At 67.7% G+C, this 18,780-nt stretch carries 16 protein-coding genes; 1 reads left to right on the forward strand and 15 read right to left on the reverse strand.

Annotated elements, in window-relative coordinates:
- Positions 1 to 17: 17 nt before the first annotated feature.
- From QP512_RS17330 to QP512_RS17355, 6 genes are all read right to left on the reverse strand, one after another.
- On the reverse strand, positions 18 to 608 hold the full coding sequence (locus QP512_RS17330; protein ID WP_286069913.1) for a DUF2242 domain-containing protein: 591 nt from the start codon (positions 606 to 608) through the stop codon (positions 18 to 20).
- A 183-nt stretch (positions 609 to 791) separates the two neighbouring features.
- The gene (locus tag QP512_RS17335) at positions 792 to 2,969 is read right to left on the reverse strand and encodes a carboxy terminal-processing peptidase (RefSeq protein WP_286069914.1); all 2,178 of its coding nucleotides are present in this window, start codon (positions 2,967 to 2,969) and stop codon (positions 792 to 794) included.
- Between the two features lie 278 nt (positions 2,970 to 3,247).
- Complete coding sequence (lipA, locus tag QP512_RS17340) at positions 3,248 to 4,258, reverse strand: lipoyl synthase (RefSeq protein ID WP_286069915.1); 1,011 nt, start codon at positions 4,256 to 4,258, stop codon at positions 3,248 to 3,250.
- An 18-nt stretch (positions 4,259 to 4,276) separates the two neighbouring features.
- Positions 4,277 to 4,987, reverse strand: a complete 711-nt coding sequence (lipB, locus tag QP512_RS17345) for a lipoyl(octanoyl) transferase LipB (protein ID WP_286069916.1) — start codon at positions 4,985 to 4,987, stop codon at positions 4,277 to 4,279.
- Positions 4,975 to 5,253 (reverse strand): YbeD family protein, encoded by a 279-nt coding sequence (locus tag QP512_RS17350; protein ID WP_005411067.1) that lies wholly within the window; start codon positions 5,251 to 5,253, stop codon positions 4,975 to 4,977. Before QP512_RS17350 ends, lipB begins: the two co-directional genes overlap by 13 nt.
- Before the next feature lie 168 nt (positions 5,254 to 5,421).
- The gene (locus tag QP512_RS17355; RefSeq protein ID WP_286069917.1) at positions 5,422 to 6,414 is read right to left on the reverse strand and encodes a CsgG/HfaB family protein; all 993 of its coding nucleotides are present in this window, start codon (positions 6,412 to 6,414) and stop codon (positions 5,422 to 5,424) included.
- A 336-nt stretch (positions 6,415 to 6,750) separates the two neighbouring features.
- Here QP512_RS17355 and QP512_RS17360 point away from each other — a divergent pair, with 336 nt between their 5' ends.
- Positions 6,751 to 7,815 carry a lipid A deacylase LpxR family protein gene (locus QP512_RS17360; protein WP_286069918.1) on the forward strand — a complete coding sequence of 355 codons (1,065 nt, stop codon included), beginning with the start codon at positions 6,751 to 6,753 and terminating at the stop codon, positions 7,813 to 7,815.
- Between the two features lie 239 nt (positions 7,816 to 8,054).
- On the opposite strand, the gene QP512_RS17365 is transcribed toward QP512_RS17360, so the two are convergent.
- The 9 genes from QP512_RS17365 to mreC form a co-directional block, all read right to left on the reverse strand.
- A complete protein-coding gene (locus QP512_RS17365; protein WP_286069919.1) occupies positions 8,055 to 9,275 on the reverse strand; it encodes a D-alanyl-D-alanine carboxypeptidase family protein in 1,221 nt (406 codons plus the stop codon).
- A gap of 100 nt (positions 9,276 to 9,375) precedes the next feature.
- Entirely contained in the window at positions 9,376 to 10,644 is a 1,269-nt protein-coding gene (locus QP512_RS17370; protein WP_286069920.1) for a septal ring lytic transglycosylase RlpA family protein, read from the reverse strand.
- Positions 10,641 to 11,786: a lytic murein transglycosylase B gene (mltB, locus tag QP512_RS17375; RefSeq protein ID WP_286069921.1), complete on the reverse strand. Its 1,146-nt coding sequence runs from the start codon at positions 11,784 to 11,786 to the stop codon at positions 10,641 to 10,643. The genes QP512_RS17370 and mltB overlap by 4 nt, the downstream gene beginning before the upstream one ends.
- Before the next feature lie 234 nt (positions 11,787 to 12,020).
- Complete coding sequence (locus QP512_RS17380) at positions 12,021 to 12,158, reverse strand: hypothetical protein (protein ID WP_286069923.1); 138 nt, start codon at positions 12,156 to 12,158, stop codon at positions 12,021 to 12,023.
- A 509-nt stretch (positions 12,159 to 12,667) separates the two neighbouring features.
- Positions 12,668 to 13,762: a rod shape-determining protein RodA gene (gene rodA / locus QP512_RS17385; protein WP_286069925.1), complete on the reverse strand. Its 1,095-nt coding sequence runs from the start codon at positions 13,760 to 13,762 to the stop codon at positions 12,668 to 12,670.
- 148 nt (positions 13,763 to 13,910) lie between these two features.
- Entirely contained in the window at positions 13,911 to 15,023 is a 1,113-nt protein-coding gene (gene rodA / locus QP512_RS17390; protein ID WP_286069926.1) for a rod shape-determining protein RodA, read from the reverse strand.
- Positions 15,020 to 17,095 (reverse strand): penicillin-binding protein 2, encoded by a 2,076-nt coding sequence (gene mrdA, locus QP512_RS17395; RefSeq protein ID WP_286069927.1) that lies wholly within the window; start codon positions 17,093 to 17,095, stop codon positions 15,020 to 15,022. The genes rodA (QP512_RS17390) and mrdA overlap by 4 nt, the downstream gene beginning before the upstream one ends.
- Before the next feature lie 3 nt (positions 17,096 to 17,098).
- Positions 17,099 to 17,584, reverse strand: coding sequence for a rod shape-determining protein MreD (gene mreD / locus QP512_RS17400; protein ID WP_005411075.1), 486 nt, complete (start codon positions 17,582 to 17,584; stop codon positions 17,099 to 17,101).
- Positions 17,581 to 18,681 (reverse strand): rod shape-determining protein MreC, encoded by a 1,101-nt coding sequence (gene mreC / locus QP512_RS17405; protein ID WP_286069928.1) that lies wholly within the window; start codon positions 18,679 to 18,681, stop codon positions 17,581 to 17,583. The genes mreD and mreC overlap by 4 nt, the downstream gene beginning before the upstream one ends.
- Positions 18,682 to 18,780 lie beyond the last annotated feature (99 nt).

The raw sequence follows: 18,780 nt of genomic DNA on the forward strand, positions 1-18,780 counted from the left end.
CCATCTGCCGCGCACGATCAACCCTGGTCCGTGCTGGCCGGTGCGGGTTCGGGAGTTGCAGCCGCAGGAGGCGCGAGCGTGCCGGTGTCCGATGGCAGGTACTGCTGCAGGCGCTGGAAGAAGCGGCGATAGAACTCGGCATCAGTGACCGTGCTGCTGGCCACCTTCACCAGCGAGTCGTCGTTGCTGCCGAACGGCAGCGATACCGAACCCAACGCGCCGACACCGACACTGGCCGAGGTCGGGCTCTTCCTGAGCGCATAGCGATCCTGCACCGCGCTGACGAACACCAGCGTCTGGCTGCCGCGCGGCGCACAGGAGATGCGCAGCACCAGTTGCTCATGGTCGTCATCGCGGGGCTGGAAATTCTTGTTGCCCTCCACCTGTGCCGCATCGGAACGCGCAATGGCGTAGCCCTGGCTGAGCAGGGTGCGGCGTGCCGCTTCACACGCATCTGCCGGGCGACCATCGACGGTGCGCGAGAAGGTGTCGCCGGAGTCGAAGGACTCACGCAGCAGGGTGCTGTCGGCGGCACGGCCACCACAGGCCGACAGGATCAGGGCGCCGGAGAGCGCCACGACAACGCTGGAAAGACGGGAGGCCCGCATGGGTACTCCTGCGAGGACGGTGCCGCCAAGGGTAGTCCTGTCACCGTGTGCAGCAGGTCGAAACCGGCGCCACGAGCTGCCACCGTTGCTGACGGTTCATGCGCCGGTAGCGCCGGGAACGAGGCCCTCAAACAGGAAAGGGCCGGCAATGCCGCCCCCCCCGTTACACATGCACCTGCCGGTTCAGTCGGCCCAGCGGCCGGCACCGGTGGACTGCGGCAGCACCTGCGCCGACAGCGGGCGGTCGTTGGCCAGCAGATTCACCGCGTCGGCCAGGATCGAGGCCGATTCGCGCAGCAGCGGGTCCGGTCGCTTTTCGGCGGCCTTCTCGCGCGCGGCATCCTTGACGATGTCGCGCTCGTTGCCGGTCAGGCCGTCATCGCTGCTGTCATCGGCCAGCGGGTCCAGGGCCAGGCCCAGTTCCTTGCGCTGCTGCTGGCGCTCCTTGCGCTGGGTGTCCTGGCGCTCGCGCTCGGCGCGACGGGTCGCCTCGTTCAACGAGACGTACTTCTTCGCCGCTTCAGTGCGGAACTGCTGCACGTCCTCGTTCCACCACTGGAACTCCTTGTCGGTGGCGATGCGGGCGTCGTGGCGGGTTTCCAGCTTCGGCAGCAGCGGCGCGAAGTTGCCGTACTGGGTGTGCGGCACGGCCGCGATGCGGGTCCACGGCAAGGCGTTGTCGTAGGTGCTCTCGCCAAACTCGGTGGCATCGACGCTGGCCGGGAAGGCCAGGTCCGGCACCACGCCCTTGTGCTGGGTGCTGCTTCCGCTGATGCGGAAGAACTGGGCGATGGTCAGCTTGACCTGGCCGAAGCGCTGGGTCTCGCCACTCGGCCAACGGTCGAGGTCGACGATGTTCTGCACGGTGCCCTTGCCGAAGCTGGTTTCACCGATCACCAGGCCACGGCCGTAGTCCTGGATGGCGCCGGCGAAGATTTCCGAGGCCGAGGCCGAGCCGCGGTTGATCAGCACCGCCAGCGGGCCGTCCCACGCCACGCCCTGGTTGCGATCGCTGTTGACGGTGACGCGGCCACCGGACTCGCGCACCTGCACCACCGGGCCCTGCTCGATGAACAGGCCGGTCAGTTCGATCGCTTCATCCAGCGAACCACCGCCGTTGTTGCGCAGGTCCAGCACCACGCCGTCCAGCTTGTCGTTCTTGAAACCGGCCAGCAGCTTGGCCACGTCGCGGGTGGCCGAGGCATAGTCGGCGGCATTGCGGCGACGGCCTTCGAAGTCCTGGTAGAACGTCGGCAGCTTGATCACGCCGATCTTGCGCGCCGGCTCACCATTGGCGGCCGGGATGGTCATGGTCTCGCCCTTGGCGGCCTGTTCGGCCAGGCGCACCTTCTGCCGGGTCAGCACCAGCGTGTGGTGCTTGCCATCGGCACCTTCGGCCGCCGGGATGAATTCCAGCTTGACCTGTGTGTCCTTGGCGCCACGGATCTTGGCCACGACATCGTCGATGCGCCAGCCGATCACATCCTCGACCTGGCCGGACTTGCCCTGGCCGACGCCGACGATGCGGTCGCCCGGCTTCAGCGTGCCGTCCACCGCCGCCGGTCCACCGGCGATGATCTCGCGGATCACCACCACATCGTCCTGGCGCTGCAGCTGCGCGCCAATGCCTTCCAGCGACAGCGACATCGCCTGGTTGAAGTTCTCGGCGGTACGCGGGGTGAAGTAATCCGTGTGCGGATCGACGGCGCTGGTGTACGAATTCATGAAGAACTGGAAGACGTCCTCGCCCTTCAGTTCATTGACCGACTTCTCCAGCGTCGCGTAGCGCTTGTCCAGCGTCTTGCGGATGTCATCCGGCTTCTTGCCGGCCAGCTTCAGGCGCAGCCAGTCGTTCTTGACCGACTTGCGCCACAGCTCGTCCAGCTCGGCGCTGCTGGCCGCCCACGGCACCTTCTTGCGGTCGTACTCGAAGCGCTCGTCGGTGGTGAAGTCCGGCTCCTGCTTGAGCAGCTTGCGCGCATAGGCCACGCGCTCACCGACGCGCTGCTTGTACACGGCGAACACCTGGAACGCGGGCTCCAGCTCGCCACCACGGATGGCCGAGGAGATGTTGGCCTCGAACGGCGCGAAGCGCGCCACGTCGGCCTGGGTGAAGTACTGCTTGCCGCCATCCAGCGTTTCCAGATAGCGCTTGAACACGTCCTTGGAGGTGGCCTCGTCCAGCGCGCGCGGGCGGTAGGCGTAGCGGCTGTCGGACAGCAGGCCGTACACCAGCTTGGAGGTGGTCACCTGGTCGGCGGTGGCCGCCGCGGGCAGCGCAGGCGAGTCGGCCTTGGCCGCCAACGCCAGCGGCGCGACCAGCGCCAGGGCCATCAGGAATGCGGGGGCTTTGAATTTCATTGACGTGCTCGAAGGCGCCTTGCCAAGGGGGAGACTGCGTGGTGTTCAGACACCACGACAGTGCCGAAAGTTGCCGGGTTTGTCACCCGGCCGCGCTCGGTGGAAAACCAGCCTAGCCGGGCCGGTGTAGCGAATTGTGAATGCATGTAGAGCCGAGCCCATGCTCGGCTGGCCGGCAGCAGGCAGCCGAGCATGGGCTCGGCTCTACGGCAGGCAGAGGTGTGCGGACCAACGGTCCGCACCCACAGGAGAAGCAGCTCCCACCCACCGGCAGGGTGTCAGGAAACGCCGGCGCCCTTGGCCTGCACGTCGGCGTGGTACGACGAGCGCACCATCGGGCCGGAGGCCACGTGGCTGAAGCCCAGCTCGTAGCCGTAGTCTTCCAGCGCCTTGTAGTCTTCCGGGGTCCAGTACTTCAGCACCGGGTGGTGGTGCGCAGTCGGCTGCAGGTACTGGCCGATGGTGATCATGTCCACGTCATGCGCGCGCAGGTCGCGCAGGGTGGCCTTGATCTGTTCGAAGTCTTCGCCCAGGCCCAGCATGATGCCGCTCTTGGTCGGCACGTCCGGATGCTGCGCCTTGAAGTTCTTCAGCAGGTTCAGCGACCACTGGTAGTCCGCACCCGGGCGCACGTTGCGGTACAGGTCCGGCACGGTCTCGATGTTGTGGTTGAACACATCCGGCGGGTTCTGCGCCAGGATCTCCAGCGCGCGCTCCATGCGGCCCTTGCCACGGAAGTCCGGGGTCAGCACCTCGATGCGGGTGCCCGGCGACTTGGCGCGGATGGCGGTGATGCAGTCGACGAAATGCTGGGCACCACCGTCGCGCAGGTCATCGCGGTCGACGCTGGTCACCACCACATACTTCAGGCCCATGTCGGCCACGGTCTGGCCGAGGGTGGCCGGCTCATTGGCATCCGGCGGCTTGGGGCGGCCGTGGGCCACGTCGCAGAACGAGCAGCGACGGGTGCAGACCTCGCCCAGGATCATGAAGGTGGCGGTGCCGTGGCTGAAACATTCGTGGATGTTCGGGCAGCTGGCTTCCTCGCACACGGTCACCAGGCGGTTCTCGCGCAGCTTGGCCTTCAGGTTCTGCACGGCATTGCCCGAGGGAATGCGCACGCGGATCCAGGACGGCTTGCGCAGCACCGGCGCATCGGCGAACTGAACCGGCGAACGGTTGATCTTGTCCCCGCCCATCTGCTTGACACCCACCTGCAACGGCGCGGCGGACGGAGAGTCGCCCTGCACGATCTGCAGGGGAATGGAACGGGCGGTGGTTTCAGTCATGGCAGTTCCGGGGGGCGGTCAGGCGGCCGCAGAAAGATCGGGCAGTTCGGGCGTAGGCTGCAGCAGCAGGCCGAACTGGCGGGCCAGGTGGTCCAGCAGCACCGGCTTGACGGCGTCCATCCCGGACGGGCCACCCAAGTCTACCACCGAGGTCACCTGCAACCCCTGGTAGCCACAGGGGTTGATGCGGTGGAAGGGTTCCAGGTCCATGGCCACATTGAAGGCCAGGCCGTGGAAAGTGCAGCCGCGGCGCACGCGGATGCCGAGTGCGGCGATCTTGGCGCCCCCCACGTAGACGCCCGGGGCGCCCTCGCGGCGTTCGGCACCGATGTTCCACTCGGCCAGGGTGTCGATGATGGCCTGTTCGATGCGGCACACGTAGTCGCGCACACCGATGCCCAGCCGCGGCAGGCGCAGCAGCGGATAGACCACGATCTGGCCGGGGCCGTGATAGGTCACCTGGCCGCCACGGTCCACATGCAGCACCGGGATGTCGCCCGGCGCCAGCACATGCTCGTCCTTGCCGGCCTGGCCCAGGGTGAATACAGAGTCGTGCTCGACCACCCACAGTTCGTCGGCGTCTTCGTCGGAGCGCTGGTCGGTGAAGCGCTGCATGGCACGCCACACCGGCTCATAGCCCTGGCGCCCAAGGTCGCGGACCACGGCCGGGCGCGGCGCGCGGTTTTCCGGGGCGGCTTCGGCCGGGCAGCTGTCGGCTACAGCGTCCACTTCACTTCCGGGTGGTCGCGCAGCGCCTGGTGGGCCAGGTCGTACTGTTCGCGGCTCTCGGCCTTGAACACGATGCGGACGGACACGTACTTGCCGTTGGACGAGTGCTTCCAGCTGATGCGTTCATTCACGACATCTATGCCGGCGGCCAGCAGCAGGCGGGGAAGCTCATGTTCCAGGCCACGGTTGGCCGGGCCCATGGCGCTGAGCTCGAACTGGCCGGGGAACTGGAAGCCGTGGTCGGGGTTGTCGGACTTGATTTCCATGGACCCATTATCGGGCCGCAGGCCAACAAACCCAAGAGTATTCATCAAAGTCAAAGGCGGCACCGGCGAGCCGCTGCGTTGCAGGGGGCCGCGCAACCGACAAGGCCGGCCACGAAGGCCGGCCCGGGCAGCGGACGCGTGCCGGCACGCAGCCGGCACGCAGTCGGCTTACTTGGCCGTTTCCATCAGGGTGGAATTGACCCAGCCCTTGTTGCCCATTTCGTCTTCTACTTCCCACATGGTGCCTTCCTTGACGCCGGTGGGGTACAGCAGCATGCCCGGCTCCAGGGAGCGCACCGGCGCGCCGGTCCCCTTGGCATTGGCCAGCAGGCGGCCCGCCTTCAGCATGGTCACGGCCTGGCCCGCGTTGGCGGCCGAGGCATTGGCCGGCAGGCCGCCCAGCTCGGCCACCATGTTGGTGTAGGCCTGCAGGTACGCCAGGGTGATCACCTGGCCGATTTCGGTGTTGGCATAGCCGCCCACGCCCATCGCGCCGATACCGCCCCCGCCGAACAGGCCGCCACCGGCGCCCCAGCCCAGGTCGGTCTTCTTGGAGTTGCCTTCAACGATCGCCACCTGCTCGGAGGAGCGCACGTCGGTCAGGGTCAGGGTCACGTCCGCGGTCTTGCTGCGGAAGTTCAGGCCGCTGACGACAGCACCGGCCTTCCCGCCGATCAGGCCACCCAGCAGGCCACCGATGGCGTTGCCGCCGGCGTTGCTGTTCTGCGAGATCAGGTCCGGCACCAGCACGTAGTCGGCGGCGCGGATCTGGCCCTTGCCGATGTTGGAACGACCACGCAGCTGGCCTTCACTGGCCAGCGCGCGCTCGGCCTGGGCAGCGGCCATGCCGACGCCACGGTCCACCAGCGTGAAGCACTTGGACTTGTTGACGAACACCTTGATCAGCTTGGAAGGCGCCGGCAGCTGCTGGCCGGTCCACCAGTTCACCACGTCTTCCGGCTCGATCACCGAGATGGAACCCAGCGGCTTGGTGCAGACCGGAATCTCGGCCTGGCCCTTCTTGCTCTGCTCCTGGGCGGACGTACGGCTGTTGGCAAAGCTGTCGCGCAGGCCAGCCGACGCCGGGGCACTGACAGCCACCATGCCAACGCCCAGCAGCGCGCAAGCCAACGCATGGGCGAGCGAATTCGATTTGTTCATTTGAGTCATCCAGCGCTTCGCCGACGGCGAAGCACAATCCATGGTTGAGAAAGGGTCTGGGACCTGAATCCTTTGCGACGCCCCCCAGGCGTCGGCGCAGAGAATAGGGCATGCCCACCCCCAACCACAACCGCAGCTGACTGAAAATGTCGATGACGGCACGCTCGGCACACAGGTGCCGTGGCGCCGTGGCTTCCGCCGCCCCCGCCACGTCTCACATTGTGTCAGGGGGACAATGTTGTTTTCGGAACAGACAAGTGAGCGGCATGTGGTCGTTTCGGCCGCCACGTGGGGGTACCGTGTCGCGGCTGAAAACGACAAAAGAATCCGCCCCCCATGAGTCCCCGCTGCCTTGCAGCCTTCGGGCTGTCCAGCCTGCTTGCCGCTGCCCTCCCCCTTGCCGCCCAGGCGGCCGAACAATGTGGCCCGGACGCGATGCGCGACCACCCGCCGCAGGTCAACTTCCGCGTCGACAACGACCTGTTCGGCGGCCGCCACCAGGACCAGGGCTACACCAACGGCGCACAGCTGACACTGGTCTCGCCGAACCTGGTCGACTACACCGACGACCCGTGCCTGCCGCGCATGGCACGCTGGGTGAACCGGTATCTGGAAGGCCTGCACCCGGGCAAGTTCGAGCAGCAGAACATGATCTTCAGCATCGGCCAGGGCATCTTCACCCCGAGCGACCCCACCCGCCGCGACCTGATCGAGGATGACCGGCCGTATGCCGGCGTGCTGCTGGCCAGCTTCGGCTTCAACGCACGCAGCGGCGACCGCCTGCAGACCACCCAGCTGGCGGTGGGCGTGGTCGGGCCGTGGGCACAGGGCAGGCAGGTGCAGGATGCGGTGCACAACATCCTGGGCGACAAGAAGTTCGAGGGCTGGGACAACCAGCTGCACAACGAGCCGGTCTTCATGCTGACCCACGAGCGCATGCGCCGTTGGCCGGCCGATGCCAGCGTCAACGCCGGCGGTTGGGGCTGGGATGCGATCAGCCACTACGGCGGTGCGATCGGCAACCTGGAAACCAAGGCCAACGCCGGTGGCGAAGTGCGCTTCGGCTGGAAGCTGCCGGACGATTTCGGCAGCACGCCGCTGCGCCCGGCCGGCGAGAACACCGCGCCCACCCGTGGCGGCCGCCCCAGCGCCTGGTCCTGGCACCTGTTCGCGACCACCGACGCGGCGTGGGTGATCCGCGACATCACCCTGGACGGCAACACCTTCCGCAGCAGCCACAGCGTGGACAAACGCCACGTTGTCACCCAAGGCGGCTACGGTATTGCGGTGATGCGCGGGCGCTGGAAGTTCGCCGTCGCGCGTTACCACAGCACCCGCGAGTTCTACGGCCAGCGCCAGTCCCCGGTGTTCGGCAGCTTCACCATCAGCCGCTCGCTGTAAGCGAGGGGCTGATGGTGAAGCGGGTAGGTGCCGACCGTTGGTCGGCACACCGGTTTGCATCGATCGCTGTAAGCGAGGGGCTGAGGGCAGTGCCGGCCGCTGGCCGGCAGCGGGCGTATCCGGCTGTGGCCATGAGGAGTCGGCCAGCGGCGGGCACTACCCGCATCCGCAACCGCCATCCCGGAAACGGAAAAGGCCGGCATTCGCCGGCCTTTTCCTTCAGCACGCGGATACGTGGATCATTCCGATTCCCACCACATCCAGAAGCTGTCCCACAGGCGCTTGAAGAAGCCGGCCTGCTCGACGGCAGCCACGGCCACCAGCGGTGCCTCGGCGATGACCTTGCCATCCAGGGTGACCTTCACGGTGCCGATTGGCTGGCCGGCGGTGAACGGCGCTTCCAGGGTCTTGGGCACGTCGATGCTCGGCTTCAGGTCGTTGTAGCGACCGCGCGGCACGCTGACCAGCATCGGCTGGGCCACGCCCAGCTGCACCTTGTCGGTGGTGCCCTTCCAGACCTTGTGCTCGGCCACGGCCTTGCCCGGCTCGTACAGGCGATGGGTCTCGAAGAAGCGGAAGCCCCAGTTCAGCAGGGCCAGGCTGTCATCGGCACGCTGCTTCTCCGACTCACCGCCCAGCACCACGGCGATCAGGCGCTGGTCGCCACGCTGGGCCGAGCTCATCAGGCAGTAACCGGCTTCGGAGGTGTGGCCGGTCTTGATGCCGTCCACGCTGCCATCGCGCCACAGCAGCAGGTTGCGGTTCGGCTGCTTGATGTTGCCGACCTGGAATTCCTTGATCTTGTTGTACGCGTAGGTTTCCGGGTAATCGCGCACCATCGCGCGGCCCAGCAGCGCCAGGTCGTAGGCAGTGCTGTGGTGGCCCTGTGCAGTCAGGCCGTGGGCGTTGACGAAGTGCGAGTCCTTCATGCCGATCTTGGCGGCGTAGCTGTTCATCAGCGAGGCAAAGGCTTCTTCGCTGCCGGCCACGTGCTCGGCCAGGGCGATCGCGGCGTCGTTGCCGGACTGGATCGCCATGCCCTTTTCCATGTCTTCCAGGCGCGCGGTCTGGTTGACCGGGAAGCCGCTGTAGCTGCCGTCGGTACCGGCGCCACCTTCGCGCCAGGCGCGCTCGCTCATCATCACCTGGTCATCTGCACGGACCTTGCCGTTCTTGACCTCGGCGGCGATCACGTAGGACGTCATCACCTTGGTGATGCTGGCCGGGGCCAACTGCTCGTGGATGTTCTGGCCCGCCAGCACCTGGCCGGTGGCGTAATCCATCAGCACCCAGGCCTTGGACACGCTCGGCACCGGGGCCGGCGGAGTGGCGACGGTGGCCGGGGCGGCAGCGGCGGCGGCGGGCGCCGGCGTGGCCGGAGTCGGCAGCGGCGTCTGGGCGGAAGCCAGGCCCACCACCAGGGTGGCGGCCAGGGCGGTGGCGGCGGAACGGAAATTCATTGGACAGCAGGCTCCAGGGGACGGCCGGGAATGGAGGGTGGAACGTAATGGCCATTGTAAGGCCGGGGGAGCACGGGCCGGCAGCACCGGCCCGGGCGGTTCAATCCTTGACGATCTGCGGCGAACCCAGGCCCAGACCGGCGATGCGACCGACAAGTTCCGCGGCACTGGCATGGTCGCTGGCGGGAACGCGCAGGCGGAACAGGGTACGGCCACCGGCGGCGATGTCGCTGATGGTCGCGCCGACGATGCCGGCGGCACTGAGCTGCCCCATCGCGCGGTTGGCGTTGTCGCGGTTGGAGAAGCTGGCGACCTGCACCATCACCGCGCCGACCATCTGCTGCGACAGGCTGGGTGCTGCCGGGGTGGCACGCACCGGTGGCGGTACCACCGCGCGCGGGCCAGCACTGGCCACCACGGCCGATGCCGGTGCCGTACTGCGCACCGGCGGCGCGCTCGGCGGCAGGCTGCTGATCGCCACATCCGGCACGGTGCTGGCCACGCCTTGGGTGGTGGCCGGCTGGCCACGCGCCGGGGCGCCATCGGTGGGCAGGCGGTTGACCAGGCGATCGATGTCGCTGTCGCCCGGCGCACGTGCGGCCGGTACCGGCCGCGCGCTGGCCACGGCGGTGGTCGCGGCCGCTTCGGCCGCGCGACGCTCGCGGCGCGACGGCTTCTGCGCCAGCAGGTTGCTCTCGCCCGGCTGCAGCGCGCGCACCTCGACGTTGCCGGTACCGCGCTGGGTGATGCCCAGGCGCACGGCGGCGGCGTAGCTGAGATCGACCACGCGGCCATCATGGAACGGACCGCGATCGTTGACGCGCACGATCACCGACTCGCCGTTGTCCAGGTTGGTCACGCGGGCGAAGCTGGGCAGCGGCAGCGTCTTGTGCGCGGCGGTGAACTGGTACATGTCGTAGACCTCGCGGTTGGAGGTCAGGCGGCCATGGAACTTGGCGCCGTAGTACGACGCGGTGCCGCGCTCGACGTAGTTGCGGGTGTCGTCAAGCACGTTGTACGACTTGCCCAGCACCACGTACGGCGACTTGTTGCCGATCGCCGAGCGTTCCTCGGCGGTTACTTCAGGCTCGGGAATGCAGGCCACGTTGGGAATGTAGGTGGGCGTGCTGTCCTTCACCCCGGGCTTGTACAGGCCACCGGCGGTGTAGTTGCCGCGGGTGCTCAGGTCTTCCTTGGCTGCCGCATAGGGCGAACCTTCCGGGCAGTGCGCCGGGCGCGAACCGCGGCCCTGCACCAGCGTGCCGCTGGACTTGCCACCATGGCCAGCCGTGGCCGGCTTCTTCGGCGCGCTGCTGCAGGCCGCAAGCGCGAGGACGATCAAGCTCGGGACCAGCCATCTGATGTTCATGCCGGGGGCAGCTCCTGTCCGGCGATGGCCTGGGACAGCTGGAACACGGCCATCGCGTACATCTTCGAGAGGTTGTAGCGGGTGATCGCGTAGTAGTTCTGGAAGCCCAGCCAGTACTGCTTGCCGGTGCTGCCTTCAAGCGTGATTGGCGTGGCGGTGGCGCCCGGCTGCACCGGCGCGCTGGGCTGGTAGCCGCGCTGTGCCAGGTCGGCCAGCGACCAGGTGGGCATCCATTCGGTCGGGTTGAACTCTTCGCGGCCCGGCGCCAGCGTGGCCGACACAGCCACTTGGCCGCCACGCACCCAGCCGCCCTTCTTGACGAAGTAGTTGGCGATGGACGAGAACACGTCGTCGTAGCTGGTGAACAGGTCGCGGCGGCCATCGCCGTTGCCATCCACGGCGTAATCCAGGTAGCTGGAGGGCATGAACTGGCCCATGCCCATCGCACCGGCATAGCTGCCTTTGAGCGTGGTGATGTCCAGCTTCTCTTCGCGGCCCAGCTCGAACAGCTTGGCCAGTTCATCGCGGAAGAACAGCTCGCGGCGCACTTCGCGTTCCAGCTTGGCCGGGTCGCCGCTGCGCGGGTAATAGAACGCCAGCGTGTACAGCGCATCGAGCACGCGGTGGCTGCCGGCATTCTTTCCGTAACTGGTTTCCACGCCGATGATGGCCACGATCACTTCGGCCGGCACGCCGGTGCGCTGCTGCACGCGGTCCAGTTCAGCGCGGTGTTCGGCCAGGAACGCACGGCCGCCATCGATGCGTGCCTTGCTGATGAACATCGGCCGGTATTCGTTCCACGGCTTGACCCGCTCGGCCGGGCGCGACATCGCGGCGATGATCGGCTGGCGCACCTGCGCCTGGTCGAGCACGCTGCTGATCTGCTCCGGCTTCAGGCCATAGCGCTTGGCGGTATCGGCGATGAAACGGGCCCGCGCGACCTCGAACGGCACCGGGGTGAGATCGACCGGCGGCGCGGTGGCGGCGATGGCTTCAGGTGCGGCCTCGGCCGGACCATGGGCCTGGGTGGCGGGCTGGCGCGGCGTACTGCTGGCCTGGGGCGAAGACGGTGGGGACTTCGGCGGGGTCGCGCAGGCGACCAGGCCGAGGGTGAGCATGCAGGCCAGAGTGCGTCGAATCATCGTCGCAGGTTAGCAGGTCATGGATGAATTAAAACCCCTAACACCATGAATCACAACGATTTGCCCGCGTTCAGCGGGAAATGTGAAGACGTCGTGATAAGGCTTCCCCATTCAGATAGAGGTGGCCGGTTGCGTCCCCATCCCCGCAGACGCAACCGGCGACCGGATCCGGTCGGTACCTGCGCGGCTGCCGCTCCCCAGTGGCAGTTCCCCGCGCTCCCTGTACCCGTTGGATCAGTACTGCTTCCCGCCCGACGCCCCCTCGCGCTGCAACGATTGACGGCGCGCCGTGCCGAACGGGCCGCCATTGTGCAGGCCGATTACGACAAGTCCATTGATCAGGATCAACGCGGCGTAAAAGTGTGAACTCATTAACAATTTTTATGGACTTTGGTCGGTGGGCAGGCATGCGCGCGTTGTTGTGAGAACGCTTCCACAACAGGCGTTGCGCAGAGTCAGGAAGGTTCCAGCCGACGGCGCAGCCCCTCGTGAGTGCCCGCGAGAAGCAATTCACGGGTGGGGCCGGGTGCCGAGCGCGTTCCCCCACGGAAAGAAAAGAAAATTCAAAAGCGGGTCGCGGCGCTGCGCTTGCTCGTGAGCCGAGCATGGCTCGGCTCTACAGGAGGCAATGAAGCAACCGGCCAAGCTGCTTTTGCCTTTGATCTTCTTTTTCTTCTCCGTGGATGGAGAACACCCGTGAACTGTCAGGGGCCGGGTGGGTGGGTAGTGCGGGGTGTCCGCGGCATGGATGCCGCGGCCAAGCCCCCATGGAGGGGTTTACGGCGTCCCCGCACGACCCACCCACCCGGCCAGCCCTCAGCAATCCGGCTTTAAGCGACCAGCCCAACCACCCACGAGGGGCTGCGCCGTTGGCTGGAAACCTATCCTCCGTGCACGGGCCGGTGCCCCCGCACCGCCATCACCAACCCGATACCCGCCAGCAGCGACACCGCCGAGGTGCCGCCATAGCTGATCAACGGCATCGGGATGCCCACCACCGGCAGCAGCCCGGAAATCATCCCGCCATTCACCAGTACATAGACGAAGAACGCCAACCCCAGGCTGCCGGCCAGCAACCGCGCGTGCGTGTCGCGCGCATGCACCGCGATCCACAGGCAGCGCCCGACCACGAACAGGTACAACGCGAACACGGTCGCCACGCCGATCCAGCCGAACTCTTCGGCCAGCACCGAGAACGCAAAGTCCGTGGTGTACTCGGGCAGGAAATCCAGCGTGGCCTGCGTGCCCTGCCCCCAGCCACGCCCCTGCCAACCACCGGAACCGATCGCGATGCGCGACTGCAGGATGTTCCAACCGGTGCCGAGCGGATCCGCCGCAGGGTCGAGAAAGGTCAGCACGCGATCCTTCTGGTACTGCCGCAGCAGGCCGAACCAGGCCAGTGGCGCAGCCACCGCCAGGCCTGTCGCGCCGGTGGCCACCCAACCCCAGTGCAACCCGGCCAACAGCAGCGCGAACACGCCGCTGGCGGTGACCAGCGTGGCGGTACCGAGGTTGGGTTGCAGCAGGATCAGCACCGCCGGTACGCCGATCAGCACGGCGGCGATCAGTACGGTGCGCGCCGACGGTGGCAGCGGTTGCCGATGCAGGTACCAGGCCATCATCAACGGCAGGCTGAGTTTCAGCAGCTCGGACGGCTGCAGGTAGAACACGCCCAGATTGAGCCAGCGCTGCCCGTACTTGCCGGTACCGATCACATACACCGCCATCAGCGGCAGCATCGACAGCGCATAGATTGCCGGCGTCCACGCGCGCAGGCGTGGCAGCGAAACACGCGACAACGCCCACATCGCGGCCAGGCCACCGGCGAATCGCGCCGCCTGCCCGGCCACCGGACCGGACACGCTGTGCAGCACCGCCAGGCCCGCCGCCATCAGGATCAACAGCGCGGCCAGCAACGGCAGATCAATCGTGCGCACGGCCTCACGGCAGCCGCCAAGCAGTCGTTTCCATTCCACGCGGGCACGGTAGCAATGCGTGCTTGCGTGAAGCTGTCAGCGCGGCGCCGCATTTGTAGAGTCGAGCCATGCTCGACTGCTTTTCATACAGCAGAAGCAGCCGAGCATGGCTCAGCTCTACAAGAATCAGGAGCAGGAAGCGCGGCGGCTAGCCGTAGCCGCCGTGCACCGGGTTGTGGCTGCGCACCGCCATCACCAGGCCGAAGCCGGCCAGCAGCGATACGGCCGAGGTGCCGCCGTAGCTGATCAGCGGCATCGGCACGCCCACCACCGGCAACAAGCCGGAAATCATCCCGCCGTTCACCAGCACGTAGACGAAGAACGCCAGGCCGGTGGCACCGGCCAGCAGGCGCGAATACGAATCGCGCGACTGGCTGGCAATCCACAGGCAACGCCCGATCACCACCAGGTACAGGGTCAGCACCAGGGCCACACCCATCCAGCCGAACTCCTCGCTCAGCACAGAGAACGCGAAGTCGGTGGTCTGCTCGGGAATGAAGTTCAGGTGCGACTGCGAGCCTTCGCCCCAGCCCTTGCCATCGAAGCCGCCGGAGCCGATCGCGATCTTCGACTGGATGATGTTCCAGCCGGCCCCCAGCGCATCCATCTCCGGGTCCAGGAACATCATGATGCGGTCCTTCTGGTAAGGCCGCAGCAGCCAGAACCAGGCCACCGGCGCAACCGCGGCCACGCCGCCCACGCCCAGGCCGACCCACCACCACGGCAGGCCCGCCAGCAGCAGCACGAACACGCCGCTGGCGGCGATCAGCACGCCGGTACCGAAGTCCGGCTGCAGCATCACCAGGCCGGTCGGCACGCCGATGATGACCAAGGCCACCAGCACCGTGTTGAAGCGCGGCGGCAGCGGCATCTTGTGCAGGTACCAGGCCACCATCATCGGCAGGCTGACCTTCAGCAGCTCGGCCGGCTGCAGGTAGAAGAACTTCAGGTCCAGCCACTGCCGGCCGTACTTGCCGGTGCCGAGCACGAACACCGCCAGCAGCGGAATCATCGAGATCGCATAGATCATCGGCGTGGCTGAGCGGATGCGCAGGATCGGCACCCGAGAGATACCCCACAGTGCCGCCATGCCCACCGCGAAACGCGCGCCCTGGGCCATCACCAGGCCATCGCCACCGGCGCTCTTCAACGTGGCCAGGCCGATCACCATCAGCGCGCCCAGGGCCAGGCACAGCACCCAGTCCAGCGTGCTGAAGAAGCGGCGCAGCATGTCGCCGGCCCAGCGCAGGAACACTTTCATCGGGCGGGCTCCGCAACCGTCGGGCGTGGCGTGGCCGGCAGTGCGGCAGCGGCCGGCGCGCCCGGCTGCGGCACAGGGGCCGGTTCGGGCGTGGGTGCCCCCACCTGCACCGGGTGTTCGCCCAGCTGCGCGGCCGCCAGGTCACCGGCCTGGCGTGCGCCGGCGTCTTCGTTGTCGAACGCGGTGGCGCCGATGGCGGTGGTGCCACGCTCGCTGTCCAGCGGCTGCATGCCTTCGGGCATCTTGCCCAGCAGGTAGGCGTCGAACACCTTGCGTGCGATCGGCGCAGCAGCCGAACCACCGTAACCGCCACCTTCCACAGCCACCGCGATCGCGATAACCGGGTTTTCGACCGGCGCGAAGCCGACGAACAGCGCGCGGTGGCGCAGGTGCATCGGCAGGCTCTTCGGGTTCACGGCTGCGGTGCCCTTGCGGCTGATGACCTGCGCGGTACCGGTCTTGCCGGCCATCACGTACGGCGCACCGACCGCCACGCGCCAGCCGCTGCCGCCGGGCCGCATGGTCGCCATCATGCCCTCGCGCACCGCCTGCACGTTGTTGGGGTTGGGGCTGACCGGCTTGCTCTCCCCGGGCGGCGTCGCCGTCCAGTCGCTGTCGAAACCGTCGCGCTGCTGGATCACCAGGTGCGGGGTGCGCAGCTGGCCGTCGGCCAGGCCGCTGACACCGCGCGCCAGCTGCAGCGGCGTGACCTTCCAGTCACCCTGGCCGATGCTGATGTTGACCGTATCGCCGGGGTACCAGGCTTCCTTGCGGCTCTTCCGCTTGTAGGCCGGCGACGGCAGGATGCCGCCGATCTCGCCCGTAAGGTCGATACCGGTCGGCTGGCCGAAGCCGTAGTACTCCATGTAATGGTCGAAGCGCTCGATGCCCAGGTCCAGCGCCAGCTTGTAGTAATAGGTGTTGACCGACTCGGCGATGGACTTGCGCAGGTCGGTCCAGCCGTGGCCGCCGCGATGCGCATCACCCCAGCCACGGCTGGTGCCGGGCAGGTAGAACATGCCGGTGGACAGCACCTTGTCTTCCGGGCGGCGCACGCCCGAGTCCAGGCCGGCCAGGCCGATCAGCGGCTTCAGCGTGGAACCGGGAGCGACACCACCGAGTACCAGGCGGTTGAACTGTGGCCGCGACGGGTTCTCGTTCAGCGCTTTGAAGTCGGCATGGGAAATGCCGTTGACGAACAGGTTGGGGTCGTAGGACGGCAGGCTGACCATCGCCAGCACTTCACCGGTGCGCGGATCCATCGCCACCGCCGAGCCTTCCTGATCGCCGAAGGCGGCCACCATGGCGCGCTGCAGGTCGGCGTCGATCGACAGCCGCAGGTCGGCGCCGGACTGCGCGGCCACCCGGCCGATGGTGCGGATGGCACGGCCCTGCACGTTGGTCTCGACCTGCTCGTAGCCGACCTTGCCGCGGAGCTGCTGCTCGTAATAGCGCTCCAGCCCGGACTTGCCGATGTGGGTCAGCGCGGCATTGCCCTCGCCGAGGATCTCCAGATCCTTGTCGTCGACGCGGCCGACGTAGCCGATGATGTGCGCGAACAGATCGCCGTATGGATAACGCCGGGTCAGGTAAGGCTCCAGCTCGACGCCGGGGAAGCGCCAGCGGTCGACGGCGAAGCGCGCCATCTCCTCGTCGCTCATGCGCAGCTTCAGCGTGACCGGCAGGAACTTGCGGCGCGCCTTGCGCGACTTGTTGAACGCTTCCAGCTCTTCCGGGCTGATGCTGATGATCTTCGCCAGCCCTTCCAGGGTGGCGTCCATGTCCTTGACCTTGTCCGGGGTCACGTCCAGGCGGAACGCTGGCACGTTCTCGGCCAGCAGGCGACCGTTGCGGTCGTAGATCATGCCGCGCCCGGGCACCACCGGCCGCGGCTTGATGCGGTTGGCTTCCGAGCGCGTGGCGTAGACGTCGTGGTCAAGCACCTGCAGCTTGAAGTACCAACCGCCCAGGCCCAGCAGGCAGACCAGCACGCCCAGGAAACCCAGCGCCGCACGGCGGCGGAACTGTTCGGCTTCCGCGTGCGGATTCTTGACCTGGCGGCGCGGGATCATGGCTCAGCGCCCGCGCTTGCCGAAACGCACTGCGTCCAGCAGCACGAACACCAGCGGCCACAGGCCCATGCCCAGCAAGGGCGCCCACCAGTACGACCACGGCAGGGTCGGCTCGCCCACCAGGATATGCACCAGTGCGCTGACGATGCGATCGTTGAACAGCAGGCCACCGATGGCCAGCATCTGCTGCGACATCGGGAAGAAGCGGATGCGGGCGCGGAAACGCTGCAGGATGAAGGCCAGCATCACCAGCCGCAGCGCCTGTTCGCCGAGCACGCCGCCGTACAGCAGGTCGGCCACCACGCCACTGGCGAAAGCGATGCCCAGGCCGACGCGCTCGGGCGTCTCGATCACCCAGTACGCCAGCACCAGCGCCAGCCAGTACGGGCGCAGCGGCTGCAGCAACGCAGGCAGCGGCAGCAGGCCCAGCAGCAGGGCCACCACCAGGCTGGCCGGCAGCACCCACGGGTTGTCGCGCAGGCGGCTCATCGCTGGGCCTCTGCCGCGGGCGGGGGCGGTTCAGTCGGTTGCGGCACGGTTGACGCGGCCTCGGCTGGCGATGGGGCCGGCGGCGCGGCCTGGCGGCGCGCGTTGGTCGCAGCCGGGGTCGCCGTTGCAGGCGCAGGCGTTGCCACCGCCGAAGCCGGGGCCGCAGTGGGCGATGTGGCCGCCGGTACAGCAGCACCGGTGGCCGGGCCACCCGGAGCGTCGGCTTCCAGCTGCAGGCGCAACTCCGGCGGAATGCGGATCGCTGCACCCGGGCGCAGCAGCAGCACATCGCGGCCGCGGTCCAGCTGGGCAGCCGGCTTCAGTTCGCCGACCAGGAAGGCATGGGTGTCGTCCGGGCGCAGGCCGGTGATGGTGCCGACCGGGAAGCCCGCCGGGAAGCGGCCACCGAGGCCGGAGGTGACGATCTCATCGCCCACTTCCACGCCGGCGCTGAGCGGGATGTCGCGCAGCTCCAGCGTGTCGCCGCGGCCGTAGACGATCAGGCGCACGCCGTTGCGGGCCACGGTGACCGGCACCGCGTGGTCAGGGTCGGTCAGCAGCAGCACGGTGGAGGTACCACCTGTGACGCTGATCACCTGCCCCATCAGGCCACCAGCGTCGATCACCGCCTGGCCGACGTGCACGCCTTCGCGGCTGCCGGCGTCGAGCACCAGGCGCTGCTTCACCGGGTCCAGGTCGATGTCCAGGATCGGCGCCAGCTGCACGTCCAGGCCACTGCGCTCGGCCACGTTCAGCAGTTCGCGCAGCTGGGCGTTGTCCAGCGCAGCGGTCTGCAGACGGGTCAGGCGCGCGTTGGCCAGCAGCAGCTGGTTGCGCAGTTCACGGTTCTCGGTGACCAGCTGGGTATGGCTGGCCGCGGAATCCTTGACCTGGTTGCCGAGCTTGCCGGGCAGGCCGGCAAGCGCCCACACAGGCTGCACCAGGCTGTTGGCCTGCTCACGCAGGCGCGCCAGCCAGCCGGCCTGGTCGTCAAGGACGATCAGGGTGATGGCCAGCGCGAGGTAGGCCAGCAACCGCAGGGGGCTGGCGGCATCACCGGATCGGGAGGCAACGGGAGGACCGGCGTAGGGCGGCACGGCAACGATTCAACTGGCAGAAGGCGGGAGGGAAACACGCGGGCGCCCCGCCGGTGCCGGCCCGCCATGACGGCGGGCCGCACCCCGGAAGGGCGCGGC

Origin of the sequence: Stenotrophomonas sp. 57, from assembly GCF_030291075.1 — a bacterium.
Lineage (GTDB): Bacteria > Pseudomonadota > Gammaproteobacteria > Xanthomonadales > Xanthomonadaceae > Stenotrophomonas.

Coding starts and splice junctions, on each gene's coding strand:
- QP512_RS17335 (WP_286069914.1), bottom strand. CDS start 2,969: ATGAAATTCAAAGCCCCCGCATTCCTGATGGCCCTGGCGCTGGTCGCG.
- mreD (WP_005411075.1), bottom strand. CDS start 17,584: ATGAGCCGCCTGCGCGACAACCCGTGGGTGCTGCCGGCCAGCCTGGTG.
- QP512_RS17360 (WP_286069918.1), top strand. CDS start 6,751: ATGAGTCCCCGCTGCCTTGCAGCCTTCGGGCTGTCCAGCCTGCTTGCC.
- QP512_RS17355 (WP_286069917.1), bottom strand. CDS start 6,414: ATGAACAAATCGAATTCGCTCGCCCATGCGTTGGCTTGCGCGCTGCTG.
- lipA (WP_286069915.1), bottom strand. CDS start 4,258: ATGACTGAAACCACCGCCCGTTCCATTCCCCTGCAGATCGTGCAGGGC.
- mltB (WP_286069921.1), bottom strand. CDS start 11,786: ATGATTCGACGCACTCTGGCCTGCATGCTCACCCTCGGCCTGGTCGCC.
- QP512_RS17365 (WP_286069919.1), bottom strand. CDS start 9,275: ATGAATTTCCGTTCCGCCGCCACCGCCCTGGCCGCCACCCTGGTGGTG.
- mrdA (WP_286069927.1), bottom strand. CDS start 17,095: ATGATCCCGCGCCGCCAGGTCAAGAATCCGCACGCGGAAGCCGAACAG.
- rodA (WP_286069926.1), bottom strand. CDS start 15,023: ATGAAAGTGTTCCTGCGCTGGGCCGGCGACATGCTGCGCCGCTTCTTC.
- QP512_RS17380 (WP_286069923.1), bottom strand. CDS start 12,158: ATGAGTTCACACTTTTACGCCGCGTTGATCCTGATCAATGGACTTGTC.
- QP512_RS17370 (WP_286069920.1), bottom strand. CDS start 10,644: ATGAACATCAGATGGCTGGTCCCGAGCTTGATCGTCCTCGCGCTTGCG.
- QP512_RS17350 (WP_005411067.1), bottom strand. CDS start 5,253: ATGGAAATCAAGTCCGACAACCCCGACCACGGCTTCCAGTTCCCCGGC.
- QP512_RS17330 (WP_286069913.1), bottom strand. CDS start 608: ATGCGGGCCTCCCGTCTTTCCAGCGTTGTCGTGGCGCTCTCCGGCGCC.